General features: G+C 68.4%; 27 protein-coding genes and 1 pseudogene. 13 read left to right on the top strand and 15 right to left on the bottom strand.

All coding sequences use genetic code 11. From position 1 onward, the window contains the following. Positions 1–10: 10 nt before the first annotated feature. From G6N58_RS01905 to G6N58_RS01925, 5 genes and pseudogenes are all read left to right on the top strand, one after another. Complete coding sequence (locus G6N58_RS01905) at positions 11–511, top strand: GNAT family N-acetyltransferase (RefSeq protein WP_115279952.1); 501 nt, start codon at positions 11–13, stop codon at positions 509–511. Between the two features lie 108 nt (positions 512–619). After that, entirely contained in the window at positions 620–997 is a 378-nt protein-coding gene (locus G6N58_RS01910; protein ID WP_115279951.1) for a DUF485 domain-containing protein, read from the top strand. Beyond that, the gene (locus G6N58_RS01915; RefSeq protein WP_115279950.1) at positions 994–2,622 is read left to right on the top strand and encodes a monocarboxylic acid transporter; all 1,629 of its coding nucleotides are present in this window, start codon (positions 994–996) and stop codon (positions 2,620–2,622) included. Before G6N58_RS01910 ends, G6N58_RS01915 begins: the two co-directional genes overlap by 4 nt. A 105-nt stretch (positions 2,623–2,727) precedes the next feature. Continuing rightward, positions 2,728–3,927 carry an MFS transporter gene (locus tag G6N58_RS01920; protein WP_264036354.1) on the top strand — a complete coding sequence of 400 codons (1,200 nt, stop codon included), beginning with the start codon at positions 2,728–2,730 and terminating at the stop codon, positions 3,925–3,927. A gap of 156 nt (positions 3,928–4,083) precedes the next feature. Further along, a pseudogene (locus G6N58_RS01925) lies at positions 4,084–5,244 on the top strand (acyltransferase family protein); the annotation flags it as partial. Here the strand turns inward: G6N58_RS01925 and G6N58_RS01930 are convergent. Next, the gene (locus tag G6N58_RS01930; protein WP_163907832.1) at positions 5,240–5,413 is read right to left on the bottom strand and encodes a DUF5302 domain-containing protein; all 174 of its coding nucleotides are present in this window, start codon (positions 5,411–5,413) and stop codon (positions 5,240–5,242) included. The pseudogene G6N58_RS01925 and the gene G6N58_RS01930 overlap by 5 nt on opposite strands. Before the next feature lie 44 nt (positions 5,414–5,457). Then, positions 5,458–5,901 carry a PPOX class F420-dependent oxidoreductase gene (locus G6N58_RS01935; protein ID WP_115279948.1) on the bottom strand — a complete coding sequence of 148 codons (444 nt, stop codon included), beginning with the start codon at positions 5,899–5,901 and terminating at the stop codon, positions 5,458–5,460. Positions 5,902–5,941: 40 nt separating this feature from the next. On the opposite strand from G6N58_RS01935, the gene G6N58_RS01940 reads away from it, so the two are divergent. Then, a complete protein-coding gene (locus tag G6N58_RS01940) occupies positions 5,942–6,775 on the top strand; it encodes a class I SAM-dependent methyltransferase (protein ID WP_115279947.1) in 834 nt (277 codons plus the stop codon). 6 nt (positions 6,776–6,781) lie between these two features. Here the strand turns inward: G6N58_RS01940 and G6N58_RS01945 are convergent, their stop codons facing one another. Beyond that, positions 6,782–7,144: an Rv1152 family transcriptional regulator gene (locus G6N58_RS01945; protein ID WP_174904653.1), complete on the bottom strand. Its 363-nt coding sequence runs from the start codon at positions 7,142–7,144 to the stop codon at positions 6,782–6,784. Positions 7,145–7,181: 37 nt separating this feature from the next. Here G6N58_RS01945 and G6N58_RS01950 point away from each other — a divergent pair, with 37 nt between their 5' ends. Beyond that, a complete protein-coding gene (locus tag G6N58_RS01950) occupies positions 7,182–7,919 on the top strand; it encodes an NAD-dependent deacylase (protein WP_115279946.1) in 738 nt (245 codons plus the stop codon). Here the strand turns inward: G6N58_RS01950 and G6N58_RS01955 are convergent. From G6N58_RS01955 to G6N58_RS01965, 3 genes are read right to left on the bottom strand one after another with little or no spacing between them, the layout of a single operon-like run. Beyond that, positions 7,896–8,504 carry a class I SAM-dependent methyltransferase gene (locus G6N58_RS01955; protein ID WP_115279945.1) on the bottom strand — a complete coding sequence of 203 codons (609 nt, stop codon included), beginning with the start codon at positions 8,502–8,504 and terminating at the stop codon, positions 7,896–7,898. The two genes, G6N58_RS01950 and G6N58_RS01955, sit on opposite strands and share 24 nt — an antisense overlap. Next, positions 8,504–9,184: a TetR/AcrR family transcriptional regulator gene (locus G6N58_RS01960; RefSeq protein WP_115279944.1), complete on the bottom strand. Its 681-nt coding sequence runs from the start codon at positions 9,182–9,184 to the stop codon at positions 8,504–8,506. Before G6N58_RS01960 ends, G6N58_RS01955 begins: the two co-directional genes overlap by 1 nt. Then, a complete protein-coding gene (locus tag G6N58_RS01965) occupies positions 9,185–11,455 on the bottom strand; it encodes an MMPL family transporter (protein ID WP_115279943.1) in 2,271 nt (756 codons plus the stop codon). It lies immediately after the preceding gene. Positions 11,456–11,605: 150 nt separating this feature from the next. On the opposite strand from G6N58_RS01965, the gene G6N58_RS01970 reads away from it, so the two are divergent. Together G6N58_RS01970 and G6N58_RS31015 are read left to right on the top strand one after the other, a co-directional pair. After that, on the top strand, positions 11,606–12,133 hold the full coding sequence (locus G6N58_RS01970) for a DoxX family protein (RefSeq protein ID WP_115279942.1): 528 nt from the start codon (positions 11,606–11,608) through the stop codon (positions 12,131–12,133). A 126-nt stretch (positions 12,134–12,259) separates the two neighbouring features. Next, positions 12,260–12,385 carry a hypothetical protein gene (locus G6N58_RS31015; RefSeq protein WP_264034565.1) on the top strand — a complete coding sequence of 42 codons (126 nt, stop codon included), beginning with the start codon at positions 12,260–12,262 and terminating at the stop codon, positions 12,383–12,385. An 83-nt stretch (positions 12,386–12,468) separates the two neighbouring features. Here G6N58_RS31015 and G6N58_RS01975 read toward each other — a convergent pair whose 3' ends face one another. The 3 genes from G6N58_RS01975 to G6N58_RS01985 form a co-directional block, all read right to left on the bottom strand. Then, on the bottom strand, positions 12,469–13,461 hold the full coding sequence (locus G6N58_RS01975; protein WP_115279941.1) for an NAD(P)H-dependent flavin oxidoreductase: 993 nt from the start codon (positions 13,459–13,461) through the stop codon (positions 12,469–12,471). Then, entirely contained in the window at positions 13,458–14,210 is a 753-nt protein-coding gene (locus tag G6N58_RS01980; protein ID WP_115279940.1) for a 3-hydroxyacyl-CoA dehydrogenase, read from the bottom strand. Before G6N58_RS01980 ends, G6N58_RS01975 begins: the two co-directional genes overlap by 4 nt. A 73-nt stretch (positions 14,211–14,283) precedes the next feature. After that, a complete protein-coding gene (locus tag G6N58_RS01985; protein WP_115279939.1) occupies positions 14,284–15,372 on the bottom strand; it encodes a CaiB/BaiF CoA transferase family protein in 1,089 nt (362 codons plus the stop codon). A gap of 91 nt (positions 15,373–15,463) precedes the next feature. On the opposite strand from G6N58_RS01985, the gene G6N58_RS01990 reads away from it, so the two are divergent. Both G6N58_RS01990 and tet(V) read left to right on the top strand, forming a co-directional pair. Further along, complete coding sequence (locus G6N58_RS01990) at positions 15,464–16,267, top strand: enoyl-CoA hydratase (RefSeq protein ID WP_115279938.1); 804 nt, start codon at positions 15,464–15,466, stop codon at positions 16,265–16,267. Positions 16,268–16,368: 101 nt separating this feature from the next. Continuing rightward, positions 16,369–17,628, top strand: a complete 1,260-nt coding sequence (tet(V), locus tag G6N58_RS01995) for a tetracycline efflux MFS transporter Tet(V) (RefSeq protein WP_115279937.1) — start codon at positions 16,369–16,371, stop codon at positions 17,626–17,628. A gap of 72 nt (positions 17,629–17,700) precedes the next feature. On the opposite strand, the gene G6N58_RS02000 is transcribed toward tet(V), so the two are convergent. The 4 genes from G6N58_RS02000 to G6N58_RS02015 are packed head-to-tail and all read right to left on the bottom strand — an operon-like array spanning position 17,701 to position 20,751. Continuing rightward, complete coding sequence (locus G6N58_RS02000) at positions 17,701–18,417, bottom strand: CPBP family intramembrane glutamic endopeptidase (protein WP_115279936.1); 717 nt, start codon at positions 18,415–18,417, stop codon at positions 17,701–17,703. Beyond that, positions 18,414–19,568 carry an NAD(P)H-binding protein gene (locus G6N58_RS02005; protein ID WP_163907834.1) on the bottom strand — a complete coding sequence of 385 codons (1,155 nt, stop codon included), beginning with the start codon at positions 19,566–19,568 and terminating at the stop codon, positions 18,414–18,416. Before G6N58_RS02005 ends, G6N58_RS02000 begins: the two co-directional genes overlap by 4 nt. 43 nt (positions 19,569–19,611) lie before the next feature. Then, positions 19,612–20,145 carry a gamma carbonic anhydrase family protein gene (locus G6N58_RS02010; protein ID WP_115279935.1) on the bottom strand — a complete coding sequence of 178 codons (534 nt, stop codon included), beginning with the start codon at positions 20,143–20,145 and terminating at the stop codon, positions 19,612–19,614. Between the two features lie 15 nt (positions 20,146–20,160). Further along, complete coding sequence (locus tag G6N58_RS02015; protein ID WP_115279934.1) at positions 20,161–20,751, bottom strand: TetR/AcrR family transcriptional regulator; 591 nt, start codon at positions 20,749–20,751, stop codon at positions 20,161–20,163. An 81-nt stretch (positions 20,752–20,832) separates the two neighbouring features. Between G6N58_RS02015 and G6N58_RS02020 the strand changes: the two genes are divergently transcribed. After that, positions 20,833–21,873: an aldo/keto reductase gene (locus tag G6N58_RS02020; protein ID WP_115279933.1), complete on the top strand. Its 1,041-nt coding sequence runs from the start codon at positions 20,833–20,835 to the stop codon at positions 21,871–21,873. On the opposite strand, the gene G6N58_RS02025 is transcribed toward G6N58_RS02020, so the two are convergent. Continuing rightward, positions 21,870–22,829 carry a GlxA family transcriptional regulator gene (locus tag G6N58_RS02025; protein WP_115281883.1) on the bottom strand — a complete coding sequence of 320 codons (960 nt, stop codon included), beginning with the start codon at positions 22,827–22,829 and terminating at the stop codon, positions 21,870–21,872. The two genes, G6N58_RS02020 and G6N58_RS02025, sit on opposite strands and share 4 nt — an antisense overlap. A gap of 83 nt (positions 22,830–22,912) precedes the next feature. Here G6N58_RS02025 and G6N58_RS02030 point away from each other — a divergent pair, with 83 nt between their 5' ends. Further along, positions 22,913–24,172 carry an MFS transporter gene (locus tag G6N58_RS02030; protein WP_115279932.1) on the top strand — a complete coding sequence of 420 codons (1,260 nt, stop codon included), beginning with the start codon at positions 22,913–22,915 and terminating at the stop codon, positions 24,170–24,172. Here the strand turns inward: G6N58_RS02030 and G6N58_RS02035 are convergent. Next, positions 24,157–25,302, bottom strand: a complete 1,146-nt coding sequence (locus tag G6N58_RS02035; RefSeq protein ID WP_232067695.1) for an ABC transporter permease — start codon at positions 25,300–25,302, stop codon at positions 24,157–24,159. The genes G6N58_RS02030 and G6N58_RS02035 overlap by 16 nt on opposite strands. Positions 25,303–25,333 lie beyond the last annotated feature (31 nt).

A 25,333-nucleotide genomic window follows, 5' to 3' on the forward strand; every position in this document is an offset into this window, starting at 1 on the left:
ACCGTCGACCGTGCACGAATCCCCCACACCGTTGCAGTTCATCGCCATCGCCCAGGATGATCCCCGAGCCGCACCGCTGCTCGATGCGCTGACCTTCGAATACAACTCCCGGTACGGAGCCGGATTGCCCGCCGAGTACCGGGACATGCGGGCCTATCCGGCCGAGGAGTTCGCGCCGCCCGGTGGGGCACTGATCCTGGCGTTGCTGGACGGAATCACCGTGGCAGGCGGCGCGTTTCGCCGCTACGACGAGACGACGGCGGAGCTCAAGCGGATCTGGACGGCCTCCGAACACCGGCAGCGCGGGTACGGCAGACTCGTGGTGGCCGAACTGGAACGCCTCGCCCGGCAGCGCGGTTATCGCCGCGTCTATCTGACCACCGGTCCGAGCCAGCCGGAGGCGGTGGCCTTGTACCTGGCGGCCGGCTACCGGCCGCTGTACGACCGGTCACTGCCCAGCCTCGAGGTGGGCGCGCACCCGTTCGAGAAGGATCTGGTGGACCCGGCCTGACCGTTCGTCGCCATGGAAGGACCGCTCACCGCACCAGTCCCCTGTTTCACCGGTTCACCTGCGCGAACCCTTCGGTTGTGACGTGAGTCTCAATAGGCTCACGACTACATGCGGAACACAATCGACCAGTCAGGAGCACCCGCAGTGCCCACCACTGATAGCAGGCCGGCGCCGACCGGCCAAGAATTCATCGCCATGCAGGCGAGCCCTGAATTCCAGGAGCTGCGCAGCAGATTGCGCCGGTTCGTCTTCCCGATGACGGCGTTCTTCCTCGTCTGGTACGGCCTCTACGTACTGCTGGGCGCCTTCGCCCACGATTTCATGGCCACCAAGGTGTTCGGCGACGTCAACGTCGGACTGCTGATCGGCCTCGGACAGTTCCTGACCACCTTCGTGATCACCGGTCTGTACGTGCGGTTCGCCAACCGTGAGCTGGATCCGCGCGCCGCCGCCATTCGCGAAGAGCTGGAAGGGCCGGTCCAGTGAACTATCTGGCAGCAACCGAGACGGTAGGCAACCCCGTCGCCAACATGGCCATCTTCGGCCTCTTCGTCGTCGTGACGATGGTCGTGGTGATACGGGCCAGCAAGAAGAACGCCACCGCCGCCGAGTTCTTCACCGGCGGCCGCGGCTTCTCGGGTCCGCAGAACGGCGTGGCCATCGCCGGTGACTACCTGTCGGCAGCCAGCTTCCTCGGCATCGCCGGCGCCATCGCGGTCTACGGGTACGACGGCTTCCTCTACTCCATCGGGTTCCTGGTGGCGTGGCTGGTGGCGCTGCTGCTGGTGGCCGAATTACTGCGCAACACCGGCAAATTCACCATGGCGGACGTGCTGAGCTTCCGGCTCAACCAACGCCCGGTCCGGGTGGCGGCCGCGACCTCGACGCTCACCGTCTCGCTGTTCTACCTGCTGGCCCAGATGGCCGGCGCCGGTGGCCTGGTGGCCCTGCTGATGAACATCAACAGCAAGGGCGGCCAAGCTCTCGTCATCGCCGTGGTCGGCATCCTGATGATCGTCTACGTCCTGGTCGGCGGCATGAAGGGCACCACCTGGGTCCAGATCATCAAGGCCGTACTGCTGATCGCCGGCGCCGGCTTCATGACGGTGATGGTGCTGACCAAGTTCGGGCTGAACTTCTCCGAGATCCTCTCCTCCGCCCAGACTGCCATCTCCGGCGCGACCACCGAAGGTGTGGCCAGCCGCGACGTGTTGGCTCCCGGTGCGCAGTACGGCGGATCGCTGACCAGCCAGATCAACTTCATCTCACTGGCGCTCGCGCTGGTGCTCGGCACCGCCGGCCTGCCGCACGTGTTGATGCGGTTCTACACCGTGCCCACCGCCAAGGAAGCGCGTCGCAGCGTGGTGTGGGCCATCGCGCTGATCGGCGCCTTCTACCTGTTCACCCTGGTGCTCGGCTACGGTGCCGCAGCGCTGGTGGGCCCCGACCGCATCCTCGGCGCCGCCGGCGGCGTGAACTCCGCCGCGCCGCTGCTGGCTCTGGAGCTGGGCGGTGTGGTGTTGCTCGGCATCATCTCCGCGGTGGCCTTCGCCACCATCCTGGCGGTGGTCGCGGGGCTGACCATCACCGCCTCGGCGTCGTTCGCCCACGACATCTACGCCTCGGTGCTCAAGTCGCACAAGGTGACCGAGGACGAGCAGGTGAAGGTCTCGCGGATCACCGCGGTGGTGCTGGGTGTGCTGGCCATCGGGCTGGGCATCCTGGCCAACGGTCAGAACGTGGCGTTCCTGGTGGCCCTGGCCTTCGCCATCGCCGCGGCGGCCAACCTCCCGACCATCGTCTACTCGCTGTACTGGAAGCGGTTCAACACCCGCGGTGCACTGTGGAGCATGTACGGCGGCCTGATCTCCACGCTGGTGCTCATCGTCTTCTCCCCCGCCGTGTCGGGTGCGAAAACATCGATGATTTCGAGTGCGGACTTCTCCTGGTTCCCGTTGGCCAATCCCGGCATCGTGTCGATCCCGCTGGCGTTCCTGTTGGGCATCATCGGCACGCTGACGTCGAAGGACACCGGCGATCCGGCGGTCAATGCGGAGATGGAGGTGCGGTCGCTGACCGGTGTCGGCGCGGAAAAGGCGGTAGCGCACTAGTCATCCCCACCCACGGCGGCGGACCCTCTCCGGTCCGCCGCCGTTTTTTCTGGGTATGTGCTGTAGACGGGAAGTACCGCACCTCGCGCCGCGTTGCACCGCAGCGTGTCGACACTGCAGGAAGAGAAGACCCTCATCACCGGACGCTTCGGTTTTGTCCTGCTGACGTATGCGCTGACGGCGGTCATGGTGGGGGCGACCCTGCCCACACCGATGTACGAGCTGTACTCCGAGCGCATGCAGTTCTCGGTGCTCACCACGACGGTGGTCTTCGCGACGTACGCCGGCGCGGTGCTGGCCGCCTTGCTGCTGTTCGGCCGCTGGTCCGACGTGCTGGGCCGCAGGCCCGTGCTGCTGGCGGGCATCGGGTTCGCGGTGGCCAGCTCGGTGGTGTTCCTGTTCGCCGACTCGGTGCCCACGCTGCTGCTGGGCCGGGTGCTCTCCGGGCTGTCGGTGGGTGTGTTCACCGGCACCGCCACCGCGGCCATCCTCGAAGCCGCCCCACCGCAGTGGAAACCGCGGGCCGCGGCCGTGGCCACCGTGGCAAACCTCGGCGGGCTCGGGCTCGGCCCGGTGGTGGCCGGTGTGCTGGTGCAGTACGGCCCGGCACCACTGCACCTCAGCTTCGCCGTGCACCTGGTGCTGGTGGCCGCCGCGGCGGTGGCGGTGTGGCGGGCACCGGAGACCTCCGAACGCAGCGGACGCCTCGGCACGCAGCGGCTGGCGGTGCCGCCGCAGACGCGGACGGTGTTCGTGGTCGCGGCCACCGCCGCCTTCGCCGGTTTCGCCGTCAACGCCTTGTTCGCCTCCGTCGCACCCACTTTCGTCGCCGACCTGATGGGCATCGGCAATCACGCCATCGCCGGGGCCGTCGCCGGGCTGATGGTCCTGACCGCTGCCGCCACCCAACCGCTGGCACTGCGGGTGTCGCCGGCCCGTTCGGTCGCCGTCGGCAGCGCCATGCTGGTGGTGGCCATGGTGATGCTGAACGTCGCCTTGCACTACACGTCGCTGGCCGGACTGATCGCCGCCGCGGTGATGGGCGGAGCCGGTCAGGGGTTGAGCTTCGGTCGCGGGCTGGCGGCGATCTTCGAGCTCACCCCCGCTGATCGCCGCGCCGAGGTCAGCTCGGCCTACTTCCTGGTGGCCTATGTCGCGCTGTCGGTGCCCGTCATCGGCATGGGCGCCGCGGCCCAGCGCTGGGGGCTGCAGACCGCGGGCGAGGTGTTCGCCGTGATCGTCGGGCTGCTCGCGGTGGCCTGCCTGGCCGCCATCCTGCGTCTTGGGCGCGCGCGTAACCGCTGAGCGGTTACCAGCGCGCCGGAATCACGGGTTTTTACCTAGGCGGGCGGCCCTAGATTCGGCGGCACGGGAATTCCCTCGCCTGCCGAGATCGCCGCGCAGACGCCGCCGCACCGCGACCGCGCCATCGATGTCATCCGCATCGGCGCACTCGTGGGCGTGGTGGTCGGCCACACCGTGATGGCCACCAGCATGATCCGCGACGACGTCTTCCTGTGGGGGAACCTGCTCACCACCTCGCCGGTGCTGCAGGCGCTGACCTGGATCTTCCAGATCATGCCGCTGTTCTTCTTCGCCGGTGCCGCCGCGAGCGTCACCTCGTGGCAACCGGGCACGGCGTGGGGCGCCTGGCTGATGCAGCGGTGCCGGCGCTTGTTCCGTCCGGTGTTCTCCTATCTGCTGTTCTGGGCGGTGACGCTGGCAGCGCTGGTGCAGGTGCTGCCGGTGCACGTGTATGAACCCATCGCCGGCATCTCGGTGCAGCTGCTGTGGTTTCTGGGCGCCTATGTGCTGATGCTGGCGGCGATGCCCGCCCTGGACCGCATCACCAGCACCGGACAGCTGGGCGCCGCGGTGGCGGCGGTCTACGTGCTGGTGATGGTCATCGACGCGGTACGCCTGCACCATCCGGGCCTGGCTGCGCTGGGATTTGCCAACATGACGGCCTGGTTGATCCCCGGCATGTTCGGCGTGGCGTACCGCCGGGGGCTACTCGAGGGACGGGCCGCGCTGCGGCTGGCCGCGGCCATGCTGGCGGTCAACCTCGTGCTGGTGCTAGGGCCTTACGAGCTGAGCCTGGTCGGCATCGAGGGCCAGCAACTGCCCAACATGGCACCGCCGTCCCTGCTGATGGCCGGCCACGCAATCATGCTGTGTGCGTTGGCGACTGCCGCGGCTCCGGCGCTCAGTCGGTGGGCGCAGCGACCCCGGGTCTGGTGGTGCACTGCGATCGGCAACTCAGGTGCCATGACGCTGTACCTGTGGCACATGCCGGCGCTGCTGCTGATGCACCTGGGCTTCGATCTGGTGGGCCTGCACCGCTACCCGGGACAGCCGAACCCGCTGATACTGAGCGTGATCCAGCTGGCGGTGATGGCCGGACTGGTGGCGGTGGCCTTCCAGGCGCTGCGGCCTCTGGAGAACACCGCGCTGCCGTGGTGGGATGCCCCGGTGTCGACCCGCCACAGCGCCGCGACGGGGACGGCGCTGTGCGTGGCGGGTGCTGCGCTGTTGATGTCGGTGAAGTGGGGACTCAAGGACAACGGCCTCTACTGCATGGCGGTGATGCTGGCCGCCCTGGCCACCGCGCGGGTGCTCAGCCGCTCTTGCGCCGGAACTCCCGGCGGTTCTCCACCGGGCCGTGCTGCTTGGCCTGCTTGGCTCCGCCGTCGCGGTGCTCGGCACCCGAACCGGACTTCGCCTTCTTCCGCTCCAGAGCCTCCCGGAACTTGCGCTTCGTGTCGTCCTCGGGGACTGCTTCCTCGGCCATGACCGTCAGCCTAGCCCCCGCTGCCGCCGTCGCCCTGCCTATTTTCAGCGCACACCCGGCGGCATGCCGTACAGGTGCGCGATGGGCAGGGTCAGCACCACCCGCCGGTCGGTCACCATGGCGTCGCGGTATTCGTCCCAGTCCGGGTGCTCCCCGGCAATGTTGCGATACAGCGTGATCAGCGCTTCCACGGTCTCGTCTCCCGCGTCGGCCGCCGGTGGGGTCAATTCGGCATCACCTTCGGCGACGGCGTAGGACCATCCGTCATCGGAGCTCACCAGGATCGAGGCCCGGGCATCACGTCGCAGATTGCGGGTCTTGGCGCGGGGTTCGGTGACCGACACCTGCAACGCCACCGCGCGGGCATCGAACCAGTACGACACGTTGGACAGCTGTGGTCGACCGTCACGTTTGATCGTCGCCAGCACTCCCAGCGAGTTGCCGCTGATCAGGGCAAGGAGCTTGTCGTCGAAAACCTGTCGGGCCATACCACGAAGCGTACTGCGCCCCTCGGTAGTCTCGACGTCGATGAACGAGAGCACCAGGCACAAGGCCGAACTCAGCGGAGTCTCTGAGACCGCCCTGCTCACCCTCGCCGTGCGGGCCAGCGAAGCGCGCCGCCCCGACGGGCTGATCGACGACCCCGTAGCGGTGCGCCTGCTGGACTCCCTCGACGTCGACTGGGCCAAGTTCGGGCAGACCGGCCGCCAGGACATGGCCATCCGGGCCAAGGGCTTCGACCTGGCCACCGCCGACTATCTGCGCCTTCATCCCGAGGCCACCGTGGTGGCGCTGGCCGAAGGCCTGCAGACCAGCTTCTGGCGCCTGGACGCCGCCCTGCCCGACGCGCGGTTCCGTTGGCTGACAGTCGATCTGCCGCCGATCGTGGAGATCCGTGAGCAGTTGCTGCCCGCCTCGCCGCGGATCACCACCAGGGCACAGTCCGCCCTGGAGTACAGCTGGATGGACGCGGTGGACACCCGCGACGGTGTGTTCATCACCGCCGAGGGCCTGTTGATGTATCTGCAGCCCGACGAAGCGCTGGGGTTGATCACCGAATGCGCCCGCCGTTTCCCGGGTGGCCGGATGGTGTTCGACCTGGCGCCGCCGTGGTTCGCCGCCCTCGCAAGCAAGGGCCGGCTGCGCCCGTCGCGCCGCTACGTCATGCCCGCGATGCCGTTCGCGCGGACGGTCCGCCAGGTGGCGGACCTGACCTCCGCCATTCCCGGGGTCACCGCGGTGCACGACCTGCCGACCCCGAAGGGGCGCGGCGTGCTGATGAACGCCGTGATCACCACGATCTTCAACAATCGTGTGTTCGACCCGATCCGTCCGTCGTACACCCTGCTCGAATTCGGCTAGTTCCGGTCACTCGAACGCCAGCTCGAGATACCGCAGGGCGGCGAGCTTGTCCAGGCCCAGGGTGCGCGCAGTCTGGGCGTAGGTGTGCGCGGCCGCCGCCATCGCCGCATCCGCGGGATCCGCCCGGGCCACGAAACTGCCGAAGCGGCCTCGGGTTTCAACGATGCCCGCCGCTTCCAGCTCCCGGTACGCCCTGGCCACCGTGTTGACGGCCAGGCCGAGCTCTCCGGCGAGTTCGCGCACCGTCGGCAGCCGGGTACCCGGCGGCAACCGGCCGTCTCGGATCCCGTCGATCATCTGTGTCCGCAACTGTTCGAACAGCGGTTTTGCCGCCCGCTGGTCAACGCGCAGCCATTCCCCCAACTCCACAAAAACCAGTATCCAACAGGCCAGCTATTTTGGTTGGGTGCGCATAACAGTGCTCAGCGGCGCGGGCATCTCCGCCGAGAGCGGGGTCCCGACGTTTCGTGACGACAAACTGGGCCTGTGGGCGAAGTACGACCCCTACGAACTGTCCTCCACCCAGGGCTGGCAGGAGCATCCGGAGCGGGTCTGGGCGTGGTATCTGTGGCGTCACCACCTGGTCAAACAGGTCCAGCCGAACGACGGTCACCGGGCCGTGGCGCACTGGCAGGACATCGCCGGCGTCGAGCAGGTCAGCGTCGTCACCCAGAACGTCGACAACCTGCACGAGCGGGCGGGTAGCCGACCGGTGCACCATCTGCACGGCAATCTCTTCGAATTTCGTTGTGACAGTTGCGATGCCGTGTACAACGGCCCGCTCCAGGAAGTGCCCGAGCCGGTACTGGAGCTGACGCCGCCCACCTGTGCGTGCGGCGGTCTGATCCGTCCGGCCATCGTGTGGTTCGGCGAGGGCCTGCCCGACGGGCCGTGGAATGCCGCCGTGGCGGCCGCCGCGGCCGCCGACATCCTGGTGGTGGTCGGCACCTCGGCGGTGGTCTACCCCGCCGCAGGGCTCCCGGAGTACGCCCTGGCCCAAGGCGCGGTGGTGGTAGAGGTCAACCCGGAGGAGACACCGCTGTCGAGCAGCGCGACGGTGACGGTGCGCGAGAGCGCCGGCACCGCCTTACCCACCCTGCTGCAGCGATTGCCCGAACTGCTACGGGCGGCACGCACGTCCTAGGGCGACTTCCGAGGTCGGTAACGGCACCCACGCCGGCAGCATCGCCTCGCGGCGGGCGTTGCGTACGGCGAAGCCGGTGGCGCGGATGGTGAGTTCGGTGTCGCGGTGGGTGTGGCAGTTACCCAGAATCCGCGGCCACACGGTGGCGTCGGCCGCGCGCTGCAGAGCGCCGCGCGGGCCGGTCACGGCCACGTGCTCCAGATAGCGCAACTCACCGCCGGGGCGCAGCTGCGAGAACAATTGCCGCAGAACATCTTCTGGTGAGTCGACGGAACACAACACCAGTGAGCACACCACGGCGTCGAAGGTCTCCGGGCCCATCTCCTCGATGGTCTGCTCGCGGACGTCCACTGGCACCGAGGCTGCGGCAGTCCGGGCCACCGCCGCCAGCCGCGGCTCGGGTTCCAGCGCCACCACCTCGGTGACCGTCGGCGGATACAGGGCGAAATTGGTGCCGGTGCCCGCCCCCACCTCGAGCACCCGGCCGCTGAGCCCGGCCAGGTTCTCCCGCCGCAGCCTGGTGATGGACTCCGGTTCGTGTGCCGAGATCGCCGTCCACAACCGTGCGAAGAATGGATTGTCCATCACGACCGTCCCATCAGCCAGTCCACCGTCTGCGCCGGTGTCGATTCGGGTCCCACTATGCCCGCCACCATCCTGCCCGTGCACAGCGCGCTGAACACCCGGTCGGCGAACACGTCGATGTCGCCGAACGGCAGGTAGGGCTTGGCGATCAGCAGCGCCACCACGCCGTGCGCGGCGGTCCACAGCTCCAGTGCCGCCGCGGTGGGATCCTCGCGGGCGTAGATGCCCTCGTCCATCAGCCGTTGCACCGAGTCGCGGATGTGCCCGAAGGCCGCGCTGACCAGCGTTTCGTCCACCGCGCTACCGGGGCGGCCCTCACCCATCGTGGCGATGCGGTACAGCTCGGGGGTCTGGGTGGCCAGCCGCACGTAGGCCAGACCCTGGGCGCGCAGGATCTCCAGCGTGCTGTTCTGCCCCGCGGCGGCGGATTGCATCTCCTCGTCGAGTTTCTCGAAGTAGCGGGCACAGACCGCATCCAGCAGCGTGTCCTTGTCCGCGAAATGCAGATAGATCGACGGGGACGTCACCCCGGCGCGTTCAGCGACCGCCCGGATGGACACGTCGCGCGCATGGCCCGCGGTCAGCAGCAGCTCGGTGGCTGCGTCGAGAATCTCATCACGCAGCAGCTCACCGGAGCCACGCGGCGCGCGGCGGCGCCCGCCCAGCCGACCGACGCCCATCTAATCCCTGCCCGGTTCCGCCGGGGCAGGCACCGGAACCGGTGAGCCCGATTCACTGATCCCGATTTTCTTGTGCAGCGCCACCAGCGGCCGCGGTGCCCACCAGTTCCATCGGCCGAGCACATGCATGAACGCCGGAACCAGCATCATGCGCACCAGGGTCGCGTCCACCAGCACCGCCAGCGTCAGCCCCAACCCGAACATCCGCATGAACGACACCTGCGCGGCGATCAGCGCGGCGAACGAAATGGACATGACCAGCGCGGCGGCCGTGATCACCCGAGCGGTGCGGGCCAGCCCGAGCGCCACACTCTCGTCCACGTCGGCGTGGGTCTGTCCGCTCTCCAGCCAGTACTCGCGGATCCGGGAGATCAGGAACACCTCGTAGTCCATCGACAGACCGAAGGCGATGCAGAACAGCAGCACCGGCATGTTGGCCACCAACGTGCCCGTCGAGGTGGTGCCGAGGGCGTTGAAGTGCCCGTCCTGGAAGATCCAGACCAGTGCGCCGAACGCCGCCGTGAGCGAAAGAACGTTGAGCACAAGGGCTTTGAACGGGAGCACCACGCTGCCGGTCAGTAGGAACAGCAACGCGAAGGTGATCACCGCGATGATGCCCAGCACCAGCGGCAGCCGCTCCATGATTGCGTCCACGGTGTCGGAGTTGGCCTGCGCGATACCGGTGAACTGCACCTGCCGGTCACCCGGAGTCGGCACCCGGTGCAACTCCTGCAGCTGTTGGGCCGAGGCGTCGGAGAACAGCGGCGCAGAACTGCCCACTGTCAGGTACGCGCGTCCGTCGGCGAATCCGGCGCCCGCCTCGGGCGGCCCGACCTTGCGGCCATCGACGAAGCTGCCCGTCGGCACGCTCACCCCGGTCACATCAGCCACCTGCGACAGGGCGGCGGCGTAGCCCTCGAGGTCCGGCGGGTTGAGCCCCGAGACGTCGGGCAGCACGACGGTGACCGCCGTGTCGGAGTTGATGGCGAAGTCCTCGCGCAGTTGATCGCCCACCTGGTGAGCCGAGGCCGACGCCGGCAGCACCCGGTCATCGGGCATGCCCCACTTGACGCCGAGGAACGGCACCCCGAGCAGCAGCAGAAACGCGACGCCCGCTACGCCGATCAGCAGGGCCCGTTTCATCACGGCCTTGGTCGAGCGGTACCAGAAGTGCTCGGTGATCGGGGTGGGCACCGGTTCGGGGCGGCGCAACACCCGGCGCAGCAGCCGTCGCACGTCGAAGGCGTCGATCTTGTCGCCCATCACCACGATGGCCGCCGGGGTCACCACGATGGCCGCGAAGGCGGCAAAAGCCACCGTCGCGATGCCGGCGTAGGCGAACGACTTCAGGAAGTACATCGGGAACAGGACCATCGCCGACATCGACAACGCGACCGTCACCGCCGAGAACAGCACGGTGCGCCCGGCGGTGACCATGGTGCGCACCAGCGCCTGATGCGGGTCCACCCCGTCTGCCAGTTCGTCGCGGTAGCGGCTGATGATCAGCAGGGTGTAGTCGATGGCCAGCGCCAACCCCATCGCGATAGAGAGATTGAGCGCGAAGATCGAGACGTCGGTGAAGAAGGTGATGCCGCGCAGCACCGCCATGGAGCCGACGATCGCCAGGGCGCCGACGGCCATCGGCACGGCCGCGGTCAGCAGGCCGCCGAACACCCAGACCAACACCAGGAAGCTCAGCGGCATCGCGATGGATTCCATCCGCAGCAGGTCGTGTTCGGTCTGCGTATTGATCTGCGAGTAGACGATGGCGGACCCGCCGGTGGTGACGGTCACGTCCGGGTGCTGGGGCAGGACGTCGGCGTTGATGGTGTCCATCAGCGACTCGGCATACTTCTGGGCATTGTTCTCACCGCCGAACAGGCCCGCGACCACCAGGCCCGCGGACTTGTCCCGGTTCACCAGGTCCTTGGCCACTGCCGGCGGAGACGTCCACGCCGACTGCACGCCGGCGGCGTGCGGCGAGGCCTCGATGACATCGACGATGTCCTGCCCGACGGCGCGGGCGGCCGGATCGTCGGCGCCGCCGGGTCCGCTGATACTGAGGATCAGCTGCATGTCGCCCACCTTGAAGGTGTCGGTCAGCAGCTGGGTCGCCTGCGCCGACTCCGACGTAGGGTCCTGGAAGCCGCCGGCCGACAGGCTCTTGGTGACCGGGACACCGAACACTGCGGCGGCGACCATCAGCAGGAGCGCAAGGGCAAGGATTCGCCGAGGAGCGGCGATGGCCAGCAGGGCGATGCGGTGCAGCACGGTGGCTTCCTTCCGACACCCGGCAGCTGCCGGACTTATCGGCGATAAGTTATCGGCGAAAATATAGCGGAGGCTCACCTGGTCCGGGCGGCTACATCTCGTCCACCTCAGAGTGACAAAGAAAGCTGAGCGTCAATAAGGTTCTCTCACATGGACGACGACATCGAGATCCGCACCAACCCGGCGACCAGTGACTTCGGTGTCCTGATCCTGCGCATCGGCGCGGGGGCTGCCGTGATCCAGGCCGGCGCCCTCAAGGCCCTCGACTTCGGAACCGTCGTCGACTTCATGAGCCAGGCCGGATGGAGCCCGGCGACGCTGGCCGCGACCATGGTGATGTCCACCGAGTTGCTGGGCGGGCTGGCCCTGCTCCTGGGCGTGCTGACGCCGGTGGCGGCGTGCGCGGTGAGCTCGGCGATGATGTGCGCCTGGGCGGCCGACGTGGCCGGAGACGCATTCTGGGCCAACCCGTTCAATGTGCCGTTTCTGCTGGCCATCGCCGCGATCGCGGTGCTGTTCACCGGTGGCGGGCGGTTCTCGCTGGATCAGTTGTTGTGGTTGCGGGCGCAGTGGCCGACGGTGATCCCGGTGGTGCTGCTGGTGCTGGCCATCGGCGCGGCGGTGGCGACCTGGTGGCTGCTCAACGGGGAGAACCCGCTGCACCTCACCAAACCCTGATGCGGCGTGATGCATGTCACTTTTGACATCTGACTCTGGAGTCAGGCTACTCAGAAGTAATAATTGCCATGATTTTCCGAATCGTGACTCAATGATCTCTTAATAGAGACCCATACAGTTCTTGGCATGTGGATCGACGACACCAACGCTGATGTCATCAAGATTGACTTCGACGCCCTTTACCACGGCGATTACCTGGTGGAAGGCGAGACCTCGGAGCAACTCGAAGACTGGCATCCGCTCGCCAGCTGACAACCCCCCAACTACCAGAGGGCGCGCCCCCACATCCGGTGGATGTGTGAGCGCGCCTTTTCTGTGTCTGTTTGCCGCAGCGGCTAGACGGCCACCTTGTCGCCGACCACCATGTCGGCCAACCGTCCGGTGATCAGCTGCTCGGATTCGGCCACGATCCGCGACACCAGATCGCCGACGGTGGGGATGTCGTTGATCAGGCCCATGGCGGTACCGACGGTCCAGATTCCGGCATCGATGTCGCCGTCGTCGAACACCTTGCGCCCGCGCACACCGGCCACCAGATCCTTGACGTCCTCGAACTGCCCACCCTTGCGCAGGATGTCCACCACCTCGCGGGACACCTCGTTCGAGGCGACGCGGGCGGTGTTGTGCAACGTGCGGAAGATCAGCTCGGTGCCCCGCTCGTCACCGGCGACGATGGCGTCCTTGACGTTCTGGTGGATGCAGGACTCCACGGTGCACATGAAGCGCGAACCCATGTTGATGCCGTCGGCGCCCAGCGCCAGCGCGGCCACCAGGCCGCGGGCGTCGGCGAACCCGCCGGAGGCGATCATCGGGATCTCGATCTGTTGGGCCGCCGCCGGGATCAGCACCAGACCCGGGATGTCGTCCTCACCGGGGTGACCGGCGCACTCGAATCCGTCGATGCTGATGCCGTCGACACCGAGGCTCTGCGCCTTCACCGCGTGCCGCACCGAGGTGCACTTGTGCAGCACCTTGATGCCGTTGTCGTGGAACATCGGCAGATGCGGCGCCGGGTTGGAACCGGCCGTCTCGACGATCTTGATGCCCTCGTCGACGATCACCTGGCGGTACTCGTCATACGGCGGCGGGTTGATGGCCGGCAGGATGGTGAGGTTGACGCCGAACGGCTTGTCGGTGAGCTCGCGCGTCTTCTGGATCTCTTTGGCCAGATCCGCCGGCGTCGGCTGGGTCAGCGCGGTGATGAATCCCAGTGCGCCCGCATTGGCAACGGCGGCAACGAGTTCCGCGCGACCCACCCACTGCATACCACCCTGGGCGATGGGGTGCTCCACCCCGAACGCCTCGGTGAACTTGGTCTTCAGGCTCATCGCGGCGCCATCCGGATCGCGCCGTCCAGGCGGATCACCTCACCGTTGAGCATCGGGTTCTCGACGATGTGGGTGGCCAGAGCGCCGTACTCGTCGGGGTCGCCCAGGCGGGCCGGGTGCGGAACCTGCTTGCCGAGGGAGGCCTGCGCCTCTTCGGGCAGCGATCCCAGCAGCGGGGTCTTGAACAGGCCGGGCGCGATGGTGACCACCCGGATCAAATTGCGGGAGAGATCCCGGGCGATCGGCAGCGTCATCCCGACGACGCCGCCCTTGGACGCCGAGTAGGCAGCCTGACCGATCTGGCCGTCGAAGGCGGCCACCGATGCGGTGTTGATGATGACGCCGCGCTCTTCACCGATGGGGTCGGTCTTGGCGATGCGCTCGGCGGCCAGGCGCAGCACGTTGAAGGTGCCGATCAGGTTGACCTCGACCACCTTGCGGAAGCCGTCGAGCGGGAACGGTCCTTCCTTGCCCAGGGTCTTGATGGCGTTGCCGATGCCGGCACAGTTGACGTTGATACGCACCGGGCCGAGCTCCTCGGCCGCGTCGAGGGCGGCGCTCACCGACTCCGGGTCGGTGACGTTGGCCTGCACGAACTTGGCGCGCGGACCGAGTTCGGCCACCACCTCTTCGCCCTTGAGGTCGATGACCAGCACCGACGCGCCGCGGTCTAGCAGACGCTTGGCGGTGGCCAGGCCGAGGCCGGACGCGCCTCCGGTGATGACTGCTACCGAATCCTTGATCTCCACTGGCAGTGTTCCTTCCCGGCCGACGATGCCGACCTACTGGTTGGTTGAGTCTTTTGTAGCTGGTGGACGGCGGTTACGTCCAGTCCCGCAGGACGGTCTCGTTGTCCTCGCCGGGGGTGCGCGGCGGCGTCGGCTGGTCGGGCACGCTGCGCGAGAACCGCGGCGCGGGTGCGGGCTGCAAGCCGCTGGGGCCGGCGTCGTAGAAGGTGTCGCGCTCGGCGACATGTGGTTCATCGAGCACCTCGGCGAACGACAGCACCGGCGTCACGCAGGCGTCGGTGCCGGCGAACACCTTCGTCCAGTGCTCCCGATCGTGGGTGAGAAAGGTGTCGGTGAAAATAGCCTTGAGCTCCGGCCAGCGGCTGATGTCATTCTGGCCCGGCAGTTCGGCCGGGTCCAGCTCGAGCCCGGCGAGCAGCTGGGCATAGAACTGCGGCTCGATCGCCCCCACCGCGACGTAGCGGCCGTCGGCCGTCTCATAGGTGTCGTAATACGGCGCACCGGTGTCGAGCATGTTGGTGCCGCGCACGTCCGACCACATCCCGCTGGCGCGGAACGCCCACATCATCTGGGCCAGCACACTGGAGCCGTCGACCATCGCGGCATCCACCACCTGGCCCCTACCGGAGGTCTGCCGTTCCCACAGGGCCGACAGGATGCCCAGCAGCAGGAACATCGAGCCGCCACCGAAGTCACCGACCAGGTTCAGTGGCGGCACCGGCCGCTCCCCCGCCCGGCCGATGGCGTGCAGCACGCCGTTGAGCGAGATGTAGTTGATGTCGTGGCCGGCCTGCTGTGCCCGCGGGCCGGTCTGACCCCAGCCGGTCATCCGGGCATAGATCAGTCGTTCGTTGACCGCCGCACAATCCGCCGGCCCCAGGCCCAGGCGTTCGGTGACACCCGGACGGAAACCCTCGATCAACACGTCGGCCTTGGCGATGATCTTCAACAGCAGCTCGCGGCCTTCGTCGGACTTCAGGTCTGCGGTCACCGAACGGCGGTTGCGCAGAGTGGCATCGGGACTGGTGGCGTCCATGCGCTTGCCCGGCCGATCCACGCGCACGACGTCGGCGCCCAGATCGCCGAGAATCATCGCGGCGTGCGGGCCGGGCCCGATCCCGGCCAGTTCGACGACTCGAAGTCCTTGCAATGGTCCGGCCACGGTGTTCCGCCCTTCATGCGAGTGTCTGGTCCCTGCATCTTGTCAACCGCTCCCAACCAACCGACGGGTGGGCTGCCTTTACAGTGTGAGCATGACAACAGCTGATGCCAGCGTGGACGGACTCCTCGTCGACCTCACCGACGGTGTGCTGTCGGTGACCATCAACCGCCCCGACAGCCTGAACTCGCTGAACGCCGCTGTGCTGACCGGTATTGCCGACATCTTCGAGGCGGCCGCCGACGATCCCCGGGTCAAGGTGGCGCGCCTTGGTGGGGCCGGCCGCGGCTTCAGTTCGGGGGCGGGCATCGGCGCTGATGACCCCGGCAGCAGCGAATCCGGCGGCGATCCAGTCGAGGTCCTGCACCTGGCCAACCGGGCCGTACGCGCCATCGTCGCGCTGCCTCGACCGGTGGTGTCGGTGGTGCAGGGACCCGCTGCGGGGGTCGGGGTGTCGCTGGCGCTGGCCGGTGATCTGGTGCTGGCCGGCGACACCGCGTTCTTCATGCTGGCGTTCACCAAGATCGGCCTGATGCCCGACGGCGGCGCCTCTGCTCTGGTGGCCGCCTCGGTGGGCCGGGCCCGGGCCATGCGGATGGCGCTGCTGGCCGAGCGCATCTCCGCCGCTGACGCTCTGGCGTGGGGGCTGGTGAGCAACGTCTACCCGGCGGCCGACCTCGAGGCCGAGGTGGCCGCGGTGCTCGACCGGCTGCGTCACGGGCCTGCCGTGTCGCAGGCGCTGACCAAGAACGCGATCAATGCCGCGACCCTGACCGAGTTCGAGCCCGCACTGGGCCGCGAGACCGAAGGCCAGATCACGCTGCTGCACGGCACCGACTTCCGTGAAGGCATCAAGGCCTTCCAGGAGCGCCGCACCCCCACCTTCACCGACACCTGAGCGATTCGTGGAGTGCGACCGGCGGTCAGCGCCGGTGAGACTCCACAGACCGCCCGAAAATCGTTGGACGCCTTGGCGGTCGGTCCGGGACCATCAAAGCCATGAGCATCGAGACCGACCACCGGGTCAGTGGCTGGCGTGTGCTCGCACCCTTCCGGATCCGCGAGTACCGACTGCTGATCGCAGCGGTGTCACTGACCATCCTCGCCGAAGGCATGTGGGCGGTGGTGATGGCGCTGCAGGTCATCGCGCTGAACCCGGATCCCGCCGCACTGTCGTTCGTCGCCGCCTGCCTCGGCGGCGGCCTGGTGGCGTTCGTCCTCGTCGGCGGTATCGCCGCTGATCGAATTCCTCAGCGCACCATCATCATCGGCGTCCAGGTGGTCAATCTGATCGCGGTGTCGTCGGTGGCCGTGTTGGGTCTGCTGGACCTGTTGCGGGTGTGGCACATGGCGGTGGCCGCCGCCGTGCTGGGCATCGCGGCGGCGTTCTTCTTCCCCGCCTACAGCGCCTACCTGCCCCGGATCCTGCCGGCCGACCAACTGCTGGCGGCCAACGGCGTCGAGGGCGTGCTGCGGCCGGTGTTGCAGCGTGCGGTGGGGCCGGCGGCGGCCGGTCTGCTGATCGGCGCGACGTTCCCCACCCTCGGCGCGGTGATCGTCGCGGTGATGTTCGCCATCGCGCTCGTGCTGTTGTTCTGCACCACCGGGGTACCGAGGGCGGTACCGACGGTACGGACGCACCCGCTGGCCGATCTGCGCGACGGGTTCGCCTTCATGGTGCGCACCCCGTGGCTGTTGGGGACGCTGCTGTTCGCCAGCATGTTCGTGCTGTTCGTCATCGGCCCCATCGAGGTGCTGTTGCCGTTCATCACCGAGGCGCGCTTCGAACACGGCGCGCAGATGTACGGCTTTGTGCTCGCAGCCTTCGGGGTGGGCAGCGCCCTGGGCGCCATCGGGGTGTCCTCAGGCCGACTGCCGCGACGCTATCTGACCGTCACGATGGTGGTGTGGGGTGCCGGCTCGTTGCCGTTGGTGATCGTCGGGTGGACGCATTCGTTCCCGTTGATGATGTTGGCGACGTTCGCCGTCGGGGTCACCGACGGTATCGGCATGGTCATCTGGGGCACCCTGCTGCAGCGTCGGGTGCCGCCGGCGATGCTGGGTCGGGTCTCGAGCCTGGACTTCTTCGTGTCGTTGGCGTTCATGCCGGTGTCGATGGCGCTGGCGGGCCCGCTGTCGAAGGTGATCTCGATGGAGGTGATCTTCCTGGTGGCCGGGGTGGCGCCGGTGGTCGTCGCAACCGTCGCGTGGTGGGCGGCGCGGATGCGTCACGACGAGATCGCCCACCCCCTTGACTGAGATTGCCGAGCAGACGCGAACTCGGGTACCAAAGCGCCCACGCACCCGAGTTCGCGTCTGCTCGCGAAACCGCTACACCCCGAACAGCGGGGGCAGTGCCAGCACCATGATCAACCCCCACACGAGGTGGGTCAGGATGGGAGCCAGCACGCCACCGGTGGCCCGGCGCTCCAGCGCACACACCGTGCCCAGGATGATCGCCGCGAAGCCCAGCATCGGGTTGCCGCTGGCCAGGGTGGCGATGATGTACATCACCGTGGAGATCAGCACCGGCGAGTGCCCACCCAGGGCGGTGTAGAGGGAGCCCCGGAAGTACAACTCCTCGGCGAAACCGTTCACCAGGGTGATCACCACCACCAGCCACAGCGCACCCTGGTTGGCGAAAACCAGCACCCGCGTGATGAATTCGGCGATGGGGTCGATCTGGCGGACGATCAGCGCGCCCACCACGAACGCCGCGCCCAGGGCCAGGCCCAGACCCAGCCCCGTGAGCACCGGGCGTCGCACCTCGCCGCGGAAGCTGATCCCGCCCAGATGCAGTGGACCGGAGGCCCACGCTCCGACGGCCCAGATCGCGGCCAGCAGAAAGGTCAGCCAGTAGAACGACGCATCGCCGGGTTCCTGGTTCAGCGACAGCCCGAGGGTGGCGGCGCCGAGCACCAGCACCACGCCCACGATGATCCGGCGGCGGCGCACCACGGGGCGCGATTCGTCGTGGGGGGCAGCCTTGCCGGTGAGCACGTTGCGGATGTCGTCCCGCAGTCGGGTTGGCCGGGTGGTCTCGGTCATGCCAGACCCATCCCGGGCAATCGCCGGACCACCAGGTCCAGGCTGGTGCGGGCCACGGCTGCAAGCGGTTTGGGCACGGCGCCGATCAGCGACAGCGCCGGCCGGGCGAGGTCGGGGGTGATGCAACCGAGGAGTCGGTGCAGGCGCAACTGATCCCCACCGGCCCAGGTGGGGTCGCTGTCGGCGAGATGATGTGGGTCGGCCAGTTCGTCGACCGGCCGGGGCGGCGGTGAGGTGACCGACGCGGCGATGGCCTCGTCGATCGGGGTCAGCCCTCCAGGCGGGTCCGCCACGATATTGCGCAGCAGGTCCCCCGACGCGGTCATCGGATGATCCAGCGAGGCGATCAAGTCAACCGCCAGGCCGGTGGGCACCGGAACCACGTTCCCGGCCACCCAGGCGGTCAGCGCCTTCGGGATCAGCGCCTCCTGCCACCCGGCCAACGGCAGGCCGGCGCGGGGGTTGCCGGCTGCGTGGACGTAGCCGCCGATCAGGCCGCGGTAGGTGGTGGTGCCCGGGCCGGTGATGTCGTAGGCGCCGGCGGGCACCGTATCGGGGTCGGCGGCGGCCGCCAGGTAGTACAGGACGTCCTTGATCGAAATCGGGTCGATGGCGTGATCGGCCCACGACGGCAGCGGAATGAGCGGCAGCCGGTCACCGACGTAGCGGACCATCTCGAACGAGGTGGACCCGGCTCCGATGATCACCGCCGCACCCAGCCACACCACTTCCGGGCCTCCGTCGACGGACAGCGCCTCGGCCACTTCCGCCCGGCTGGCCAGGTGATCGGACAGGGTGTCGTCGTCGGGTACGAAGCCACCGAGGTAGACGATGCGCTGCACGCCCGCCTTGCGGGCGGCTTCGGCGACGTTGCGGGCCGCTTCCCGGTCGCGCGCGCGGAAGTCGGGTTGGCCGATTCCGTGCACCAGGTAGTAGATGACGTCGACGTCCCCCGCCTCGGCCATCGCCAGCGCCGCCGAGTCCGCCGACCCCGCGTCCAATGTGACGGCCGTCACGTCGCCGCGCCAGCCGAATCCAGCCAGCTTGTCGGTGTTGCGGGTTGCCACGACGACCTCGTGGCCGTCGGCCAGCAGCGCTGCGACCAGCCGCGACCCGATGTAGCCGGTGGCGCCGGTGACCAGGATGCGCATCGATTTCACGATAGGGGGTTACCCAGCCGGGCCCTCGGCTACGTCAGTGAGTTGTCCCACTGACGCCGGCATCCCCGTAGATCGAGATGCGCTCCTGGTACCGCAGCGCTGCGTGCCGATTGCCCTCGACCTCCTCCTCACGCAGTTCGCGGATCACCCGGGCGGGCACCCCGGCGACCAGAGAGCGTTCCGGGATGACCATGCCCTGGGGCACCACCGCCCCTGCCGCGACCAGCGATCCGGCGCCGACGACCGCACCGTTGAGCACCACCGAACCCATACCGATCAAGGCGTCGTCCCCGACGGTGCACCCGTGCAACACCGCGTTGTGCCCGACGCTGACCCCGGCGCCGACGACGCACGGGAAGCCGGGGTCGACGTGCACGCACGCCCCGTCCTGAATGTTGCTGCCGGGCCCGATCTCGATGGGTTCCGCTTCACAGCGCAGGCTGGCCGAGAACCAGATACTCACCCGCGCACCGAGTTTGACCTCCCCGGCGACCGTCGCGTTCGGGGCGACCCAGGATTGCGGGTGGATGTCGGGGCTGCGGCCGGCAACAGAGATGATGAGCGCCATGCCGCCATCGTAAGGTCAGGGTCGCACAAAGACGCCCGCGTCCACCGCTGCCATCGCGGCGGCGACGCTGCGGTCGGCGTCAGCTGGGGTCAGCGGCCTTGTGCTGGTGAGGAATTGGTAATACAGCGGGGCCGAGACGTAGCGGATGACCTCGGCGGCATCGGTACCGCCAGGAGCCTCCCCGCGGGCCACCCCGTCCTCGACCATGGGCGCCAGGGCGCGCAGCCGGGTGTCGTAGAAGTCCGCCAGGGCGGCCGCGGTATCGGGATTGCACGTGGCCGCGGCGATGATCGCCTTGAACAGCCGGCCCTGGCGGGGATCGGTCAACGTGCGGCGGATCAGGTGGGCGCTGGTGGACAGGTCGTCGCACAGGGCGCCGGTGTGCGATCGGGGGGTCGAGGTCTCGGCCATGTCGACCAGCAGATCGGCCACCAGCGCCGGCACGGTCCCCCACCGGCGGTAGACCGTGGACTTGCCCACCCCGGCGTGATCGGCGACCGCGCTCAATTCCACCCCGGCCAGCCCCTGTTCGACCAGGAGGTCGCCGGTGGCGCGCAGCACGGCGTCGCGCACTGCGGCGGTGCGGCCGCCGGGACGTGAGGACATCGCCTCAGCTTAACGGGACTGCAGTTCCATTAATATGCTACGGTCCTAAAGAGACTAGATTCCCATTAAGGAGATGATGTGATGGACTACCGACGGGTGGGCAGGTCCGGACTTGTGGTATCCGAGTTGAGCTTCGGCGCAGCCACTTTCGGCGGTGCAGGCGAATTCTTCCAAGCCTGGGGCGAGACCGGGGTGGACGAGGCCAGGACCATGGTGGATCTGTGCCTGGAAGCCGGGATCACACTGTTCGACACCGCGGACGTGTACTCCGACGGCGCCTCCGAGGAAGTGCTCGGCGCTGCGCTGCGCGGCCGCCGCGACGACGTGCTGATCTCGACCAAGGCGGGCCTGCCGATGGGCGCAGGCCCCGGCGACTGGGGCACCTCCCGATCTCGCTTGATCACCGGCGTGGAGGCCGCCCTCACCCGGCTCCAGACCGACCGCATCGACCTCTTCCAGCTGCACGCTTACGACTCCTACACCCCCATCGACGAGGTGCTCGAGACACTGGATGTGCTTGTGCGCCAGGGCAAGATCCGCTACACCGGCGTCTCCAACTTCAGCGGATGGCAGCTGGCCTCCTCGCTGGCGCGCGCCGACGCCGCCCACCGCACCCGCTATGTGGCACACCAGGTGTACTACTCGCTGGTCGGCCGCGACTACGAGTGGGAACTGATGCCGCTCGGTGTCGCAGAGGGCGTGGGAGCGCTGATCTGGAGTCCGCTGGGCTGGGGCCGGCTCACCGGCAAGATCCGCCGCGGCGCCCCGTTGCCCGAGCGCAGTCGGCTGCACACCACTGCCGCGGCCGGTCCACCGGTGGACGACGAGCTGCTGTACTCCGTGGTCGACGAGCTGGCGGCCATCGCCGCCGAGACCGGCAAGACGGTGCCGCAGGTCGCGTTGAACTGGCTGCTGCGCCGCCCCACGGTGTCGTCGGTCATCATCGGCGCACGCACGCCGGAGCAACTGCGCGACAACCTCGGCGCCGTCAACTGGAAACTCGACGCCCAGCAGATCGCACGACTGGACGCGGTGAGCACCAAAGACGCTCCCTACCCGTACTTTCCGTACTTCCGCCAGGAGGGAATCGCGAAGCTCAACCCACCGCTGCTCACCCCTTAAGCCCTGCCCTGGAACACCTTTCGGTAACTGGACGGAGACATGCCCAGGCCGCGCCGTAAGTGATGGCGCAGGTTCGCGCCGGACCCGAGCCCGGACTGCCGCGCGATCTCGTCCACCGGAATGTCACGCTGCTCCAGCAGCTCCCGGGCCCGGTCCAGACGGCGGGCCCGCACCCAGGCCCCGGGCGACTCGCCGGTTTCCTCACGGAAGCGGCGGATGAACGTGCGCGGACTCATCCCGGCGTGGCGGGCCAGTTGGTCGATGCTCAGCGACTCGTCGAGGTGCTCCAGGGCCCAGGTGCGCGCGCCCGCAGTGGACGCGCCGCCGGCGGGCTGCAGGTGCCGGTCGATGAACTGCGCCTGACCGCCTTCGCGCCAGGGCGGCACCACGCAGTAGCGGGCCACGGCATTGGCCACCTGGGCGCCGTGGTCGCTGCGGATCAGGTGCAGACACAGGTCGAGGCCGGCCGCCAGCCCCGCCGAGGTGAGCACATCCCCGTCGTCGACGAACAGCACGTTCTCATCAATCGTCACCTGCGGGTGCATCTCGCGCAGGGTGTCGGCGTGCTGCCAGTGGGTGGTGGCCGGTCGCCCGTCCAGCAGGCCGGCGGCCGCCAGGACAAAGGCCCCGGTGCAGATGGACACCACTCGGGTGCCGGCCCGGATGGTGTCCAGTGCGGCCCGGACGTCGGGCCCGAGAACTCCGTCGAGGCGGGCGGGCGGGTATTTGGTGCCGGGAACGACGACGGTGTCCGCGGTGGCGAGCGCCTCCGCGCCGGTCTGCGGCACCATGGCGAGGCCGTGGGTGGACAGCACCGGTTCCGCGGTGATCCCGCAGGTCACCACGTCGTAGAGTGGCGCGCCGGTGGCATCGGTGGCAGCGCCGAACAGCGTCGGCGCGATGGCGGCGTCGAAGCCGATCACCGGCTCGAGCAGCAGGACGACAACACGGTGCATGCCCGCCATGATGGCATGAAATTTGCGGATAACGGCATTCTTGCCACTAGGCGCAGAACGGCGGTCTCCGCGATAGTCATCCGGTGACCGTCACCCGCGCCGCTGGAACCCGCCTGCACTGGGCCTGGGTGGTAGCCGCCGTCAGCTTCGTCGCCCTGCTCGGGGCCGCCGGTTTCCGGTCCGTGCCCGGCGTGATGATGAATCCGCTGCACCATGAGTTCGGTTGGTCGCACGGCACCGTCGGTCTGGCGATGTCGGTGAACATGACGCTGTTCGGCCTGACGGCGCCGTTCGCCGCCGCGCTGATGGACCGGTTCGGCATCCGTCCGGTGCTCGCCGCCGCTCTCGGGCTGATCGCCGCCGGCAGCGCGCTGAGCGTGACGATGACGGCCAGCTGGCAGCTGGTGGTGTTCTGGGGTGTGCTGGTGGGCACCGGCACCGGCGCCATCTCGATGGGCTTCGTGGCGACCATCGCCACCCGCTGGTTCGAGGCGCAACGCGGCCTGGTCACCGGTGTGCTGACCGCGGCCAGCGCCACCGGGCAGCTGATCTTCCTCCCCGTCGTGGCGGCCGTCACCACCTCGCACGGTTGGCGGTGGGCATCGATCATCGTGGCCGCGGCGGCACTGGCCGTGGTGCCGTTGGTGCTGGTGTTCATGCGGGACTGGCCGCGGGACAAGGGCCTGCTGCCGTACGGTGCCACCACCGCCGAAGACACTCCGAAACCGCCCGGCAGCAGTTTCGGCGCGGCATTCTCCGGCCTGGTCACCGGTGCCCGCGTGCCCGCATTCTGGTTACTAGCAGGCAGTTTCGCCATCTGCGGGATGACCACCAACGGGCTGATCGGCACCCACTTCATCCCCGCCGCCAACGACCACGGCATGCCGACCACGGTAGCCGCCGGACTGCTGGCCGTCGTCGGCGTGCTCGACGTCGCCGGCACGGTGTTCTCCGGCTGGCTCACCGACCGGGTGGACCCGCGGGTGCTGCTGGTCGTGTACTACCTCGGTCGTGGGCTCTCTCTGGTCGCCCTTCCGGCGCTGCTGTCCCCGCACGCCGACGCCGGCACCTGGGTGTTCATCATCTTCTACGGCCTCGACTGGGTGGCCACCGTTCCGCCCACCATTGCCCTGTGCCGCAACTACTTCGGCGCCCAAGCCCCCATCGTCTTCGGCTGGGTGTTCGCCTCACATCAGGTGGGCGCAGCGGTTGCCGCCGCCGGCGCGGGGTGGATCCGGGATCTACAGGGCGATTACGACCTGGCGTTCTATCTGGCGGCCGGTCTGTGTGTGCTCGCCGCGCTGATGTGCCTGTCGGTGCGCAGGGTTCAGCCCTTGCGGTAGCCCACCATCTCCCGCGACAACACCCGGCGCAGCCGGGGTTCACGGCTGCACGCCACGGCGAACACCGTCAGCAGCACCCAGGTGGTGAGCGCGCTGAGCAGCACCAGCACGAACGCCGCCCACGCCCCGCCGGTGATCTCCTCATTCGCCTTGTACCGAGCCCACAACCGCCAGTAGATCATCAGATTCACCGTCAGCCCCACGCCGTAGGACACCACAAACGACAGCAGGAAAGGCTTCCAGGTGCCGTCATGCAGACGCGCCGAAATGGGTTCGTGCCGTAGCGGATACACCACCGACAGCACGTTGCCCACCCCGAGCCAGATGAACACCATCGTGACCAGTTGGTCGATCAGCGCCACCGGGTTGCCGCCATCGGCCACGGTCAGGAACACGACCACCGGCAGCGCCGCCAGCGTGACCATGCACGCCATCGCGAGGTTCTTGGCGATCAGGATGCGCCACAAGCGTTCGCCGCTGCCCAGCTGCGCGCGTATCCGGTCGGCCTCGAAGCACAAGGCGTTGGTGCACACCACGCTGCCGACAACCGCCGAGAACAGATAGAGGGTGAGCCGTCCCGCGTCGTCGTAGCGGGTCACGCCGGTGAGGTGGTGAACGACCACCAGCGACAGCGCGATTCCCAGTGTGATGGCCAACCGCACCAGGATGGACCGGCTGCGCCGGACGTGCCGGATCTCGGCGCCCACGCGGCTGACCAGGGCGCGCAGGCGCGGCCCCAGATCTGCCACCACGTGGCGGCGGGCGGGCTGCGCACGGTCGGTCAGCTGCCGGGCGCGGTAGACGGCCAGGATGGCTTCGGCGACTGCACCTCGGGCCAGGCCCACCGCCAACACGGCGTCGGCATCGGCGTGTCCGGGTGCACCCGCATCGCGGGTCAATGCGCTCAGGCGTTCGTGTTCCGCGGCGCGGGTCCGCCAGCCGGGCGAGGCATGGGCCCCCGCGATGTCGACCGACGGTGCGGCGGCCAGCTCGGCCGTCGCGGCCACGGCAAGGCGCTCCAGCGCGCTGTCGTCGGACCACGCCGCGGCCGCGCCTGCGGCATCCACCTGCGTCATCAGCTGCGCCAGCCCGCGCAGCTCGTCGAGGGCGGAATCGGGGTGCGGGCTCACGCGTGTTACTGAACCACAGCGCTGCGGCACC

It is taken from the genome of Mycolicibacterium tokaiense, assembly GCF_010725885.1.
GTDB classification, from domain to species: Bacteria; Actinomycetota; Actinomycetes; order Mycobacteriales; family Mycobacteriaceae; genus Mycobacterium; species Mycobacterium tokaiense.

Coding starts and splice junctions, on each gene's coding strand:
- G6N58_RS31015 (WP_264034565.1), top strand. CDS start 12,260: ATGTGGATCGACGACACCAACGCTGATGTCATCAAGATTGACTTCGAC.
- G6N58_RS01930 (WP_163907832.1), bottom strand. CDS start 5,413: ATGGCCGAGGAAGCAGTCCCCGAGGACGACACGAAGCGCAAGTTCCGG.
- G6N58_RS01990 (WP_115279938.1), top strand. CDS start 15,464: ATGACAACAGCTGATGCCAGCGTGGACGGACTCCTCGTCGACCTCACC.
- G6N58_RS02010 (WP_115279935.1), bottom strand. CDS start 20,145: ATGGCGCTCATCATCTCTGTTGCCGGCCGCAGCCCCGACATCCACCCG.
- G6N58_RS01960 (WP_115279944.1), bottom strand. CDS start 9,184: ATGGGCGTCGGTCGGCTGGGCGGGCGCCGCCGCGCGCCGCGTGGCTCC.
- G6N58_RS01935 (WP_115279948.1), bottom strand. CDS start 5,901: ATGGCCCGACAGGTTTTCGACGACAAGCTCCTTGCCCTGATCAGCGGC.
- G6N58_RS01940 (WP_115279947.1), top strand. CDS start 5,942: ATGAACGAGAGCACCAGGCACAAGGCCGAACTCAGCGGAGTCTCTGAG.
- G6N58_RS01955 (WP_115279945.1), bottom strand. CDS start 8,504: ATGGACAATCCATTCTTCGCACGGTTGTGGACGGCGATCTCGGCACAC.
- G6N58_RS02025 (WP_115281883.1), bottom strand. CDS start 22,829: ATGCACCGTGTTGTCGTCCTGCTGCTCGAGCCGGTGATCGGCTTCGAC.
- G6N58_RS02005 (WP_163907834.1), bottom strand. CDS start 19,568: ATGCGCATCCTGGTCACCGGCGCCACCGGCTACATCGGGTCGCGGCTG.
- G6N58_RS01910 (WP_115279951.1), top strand. CDS start 620: ATGCGGAACACAATCGACCAGTCAGGAGCACCCGCAGTGCCCACCACT.
- G6N58_RS02015 (WP_115279934.1), bottom strand. CDS start 20,751: ATGTCCTCACGTCCCGGCGGCCGCACCGCCGCAGTGCGCGACGCCGTG.
- G6N58_RS02000 (WP_115279936.1), bottom strand. CDS start 18,417: ATGACCGAGACCACCCGGCCAACCCGACTGCGGGACGACATCCGCAAC.
- G6N58_RS02020 (WP_115279933.1), top strand. CDS start 20,833: ATGGACTACCGACGGGTGGGCAGGTCCGGACTTGTGGTATCCGAGTTG.
- G6N58_RS01975 (WP_115279941.1), bottom strand. CDS start 13,461: ATGAGCCTGAAGACCAAGTTCACCGAGGCGTTCGGGGTGGAGCACCCC.
- G6N58_RS01970 (WP_115279942.1), top strand. CDS start 11,606: ATGGACGACGACATCGAGATCCGCACCAACCCGGCGACCAGTGACTTC.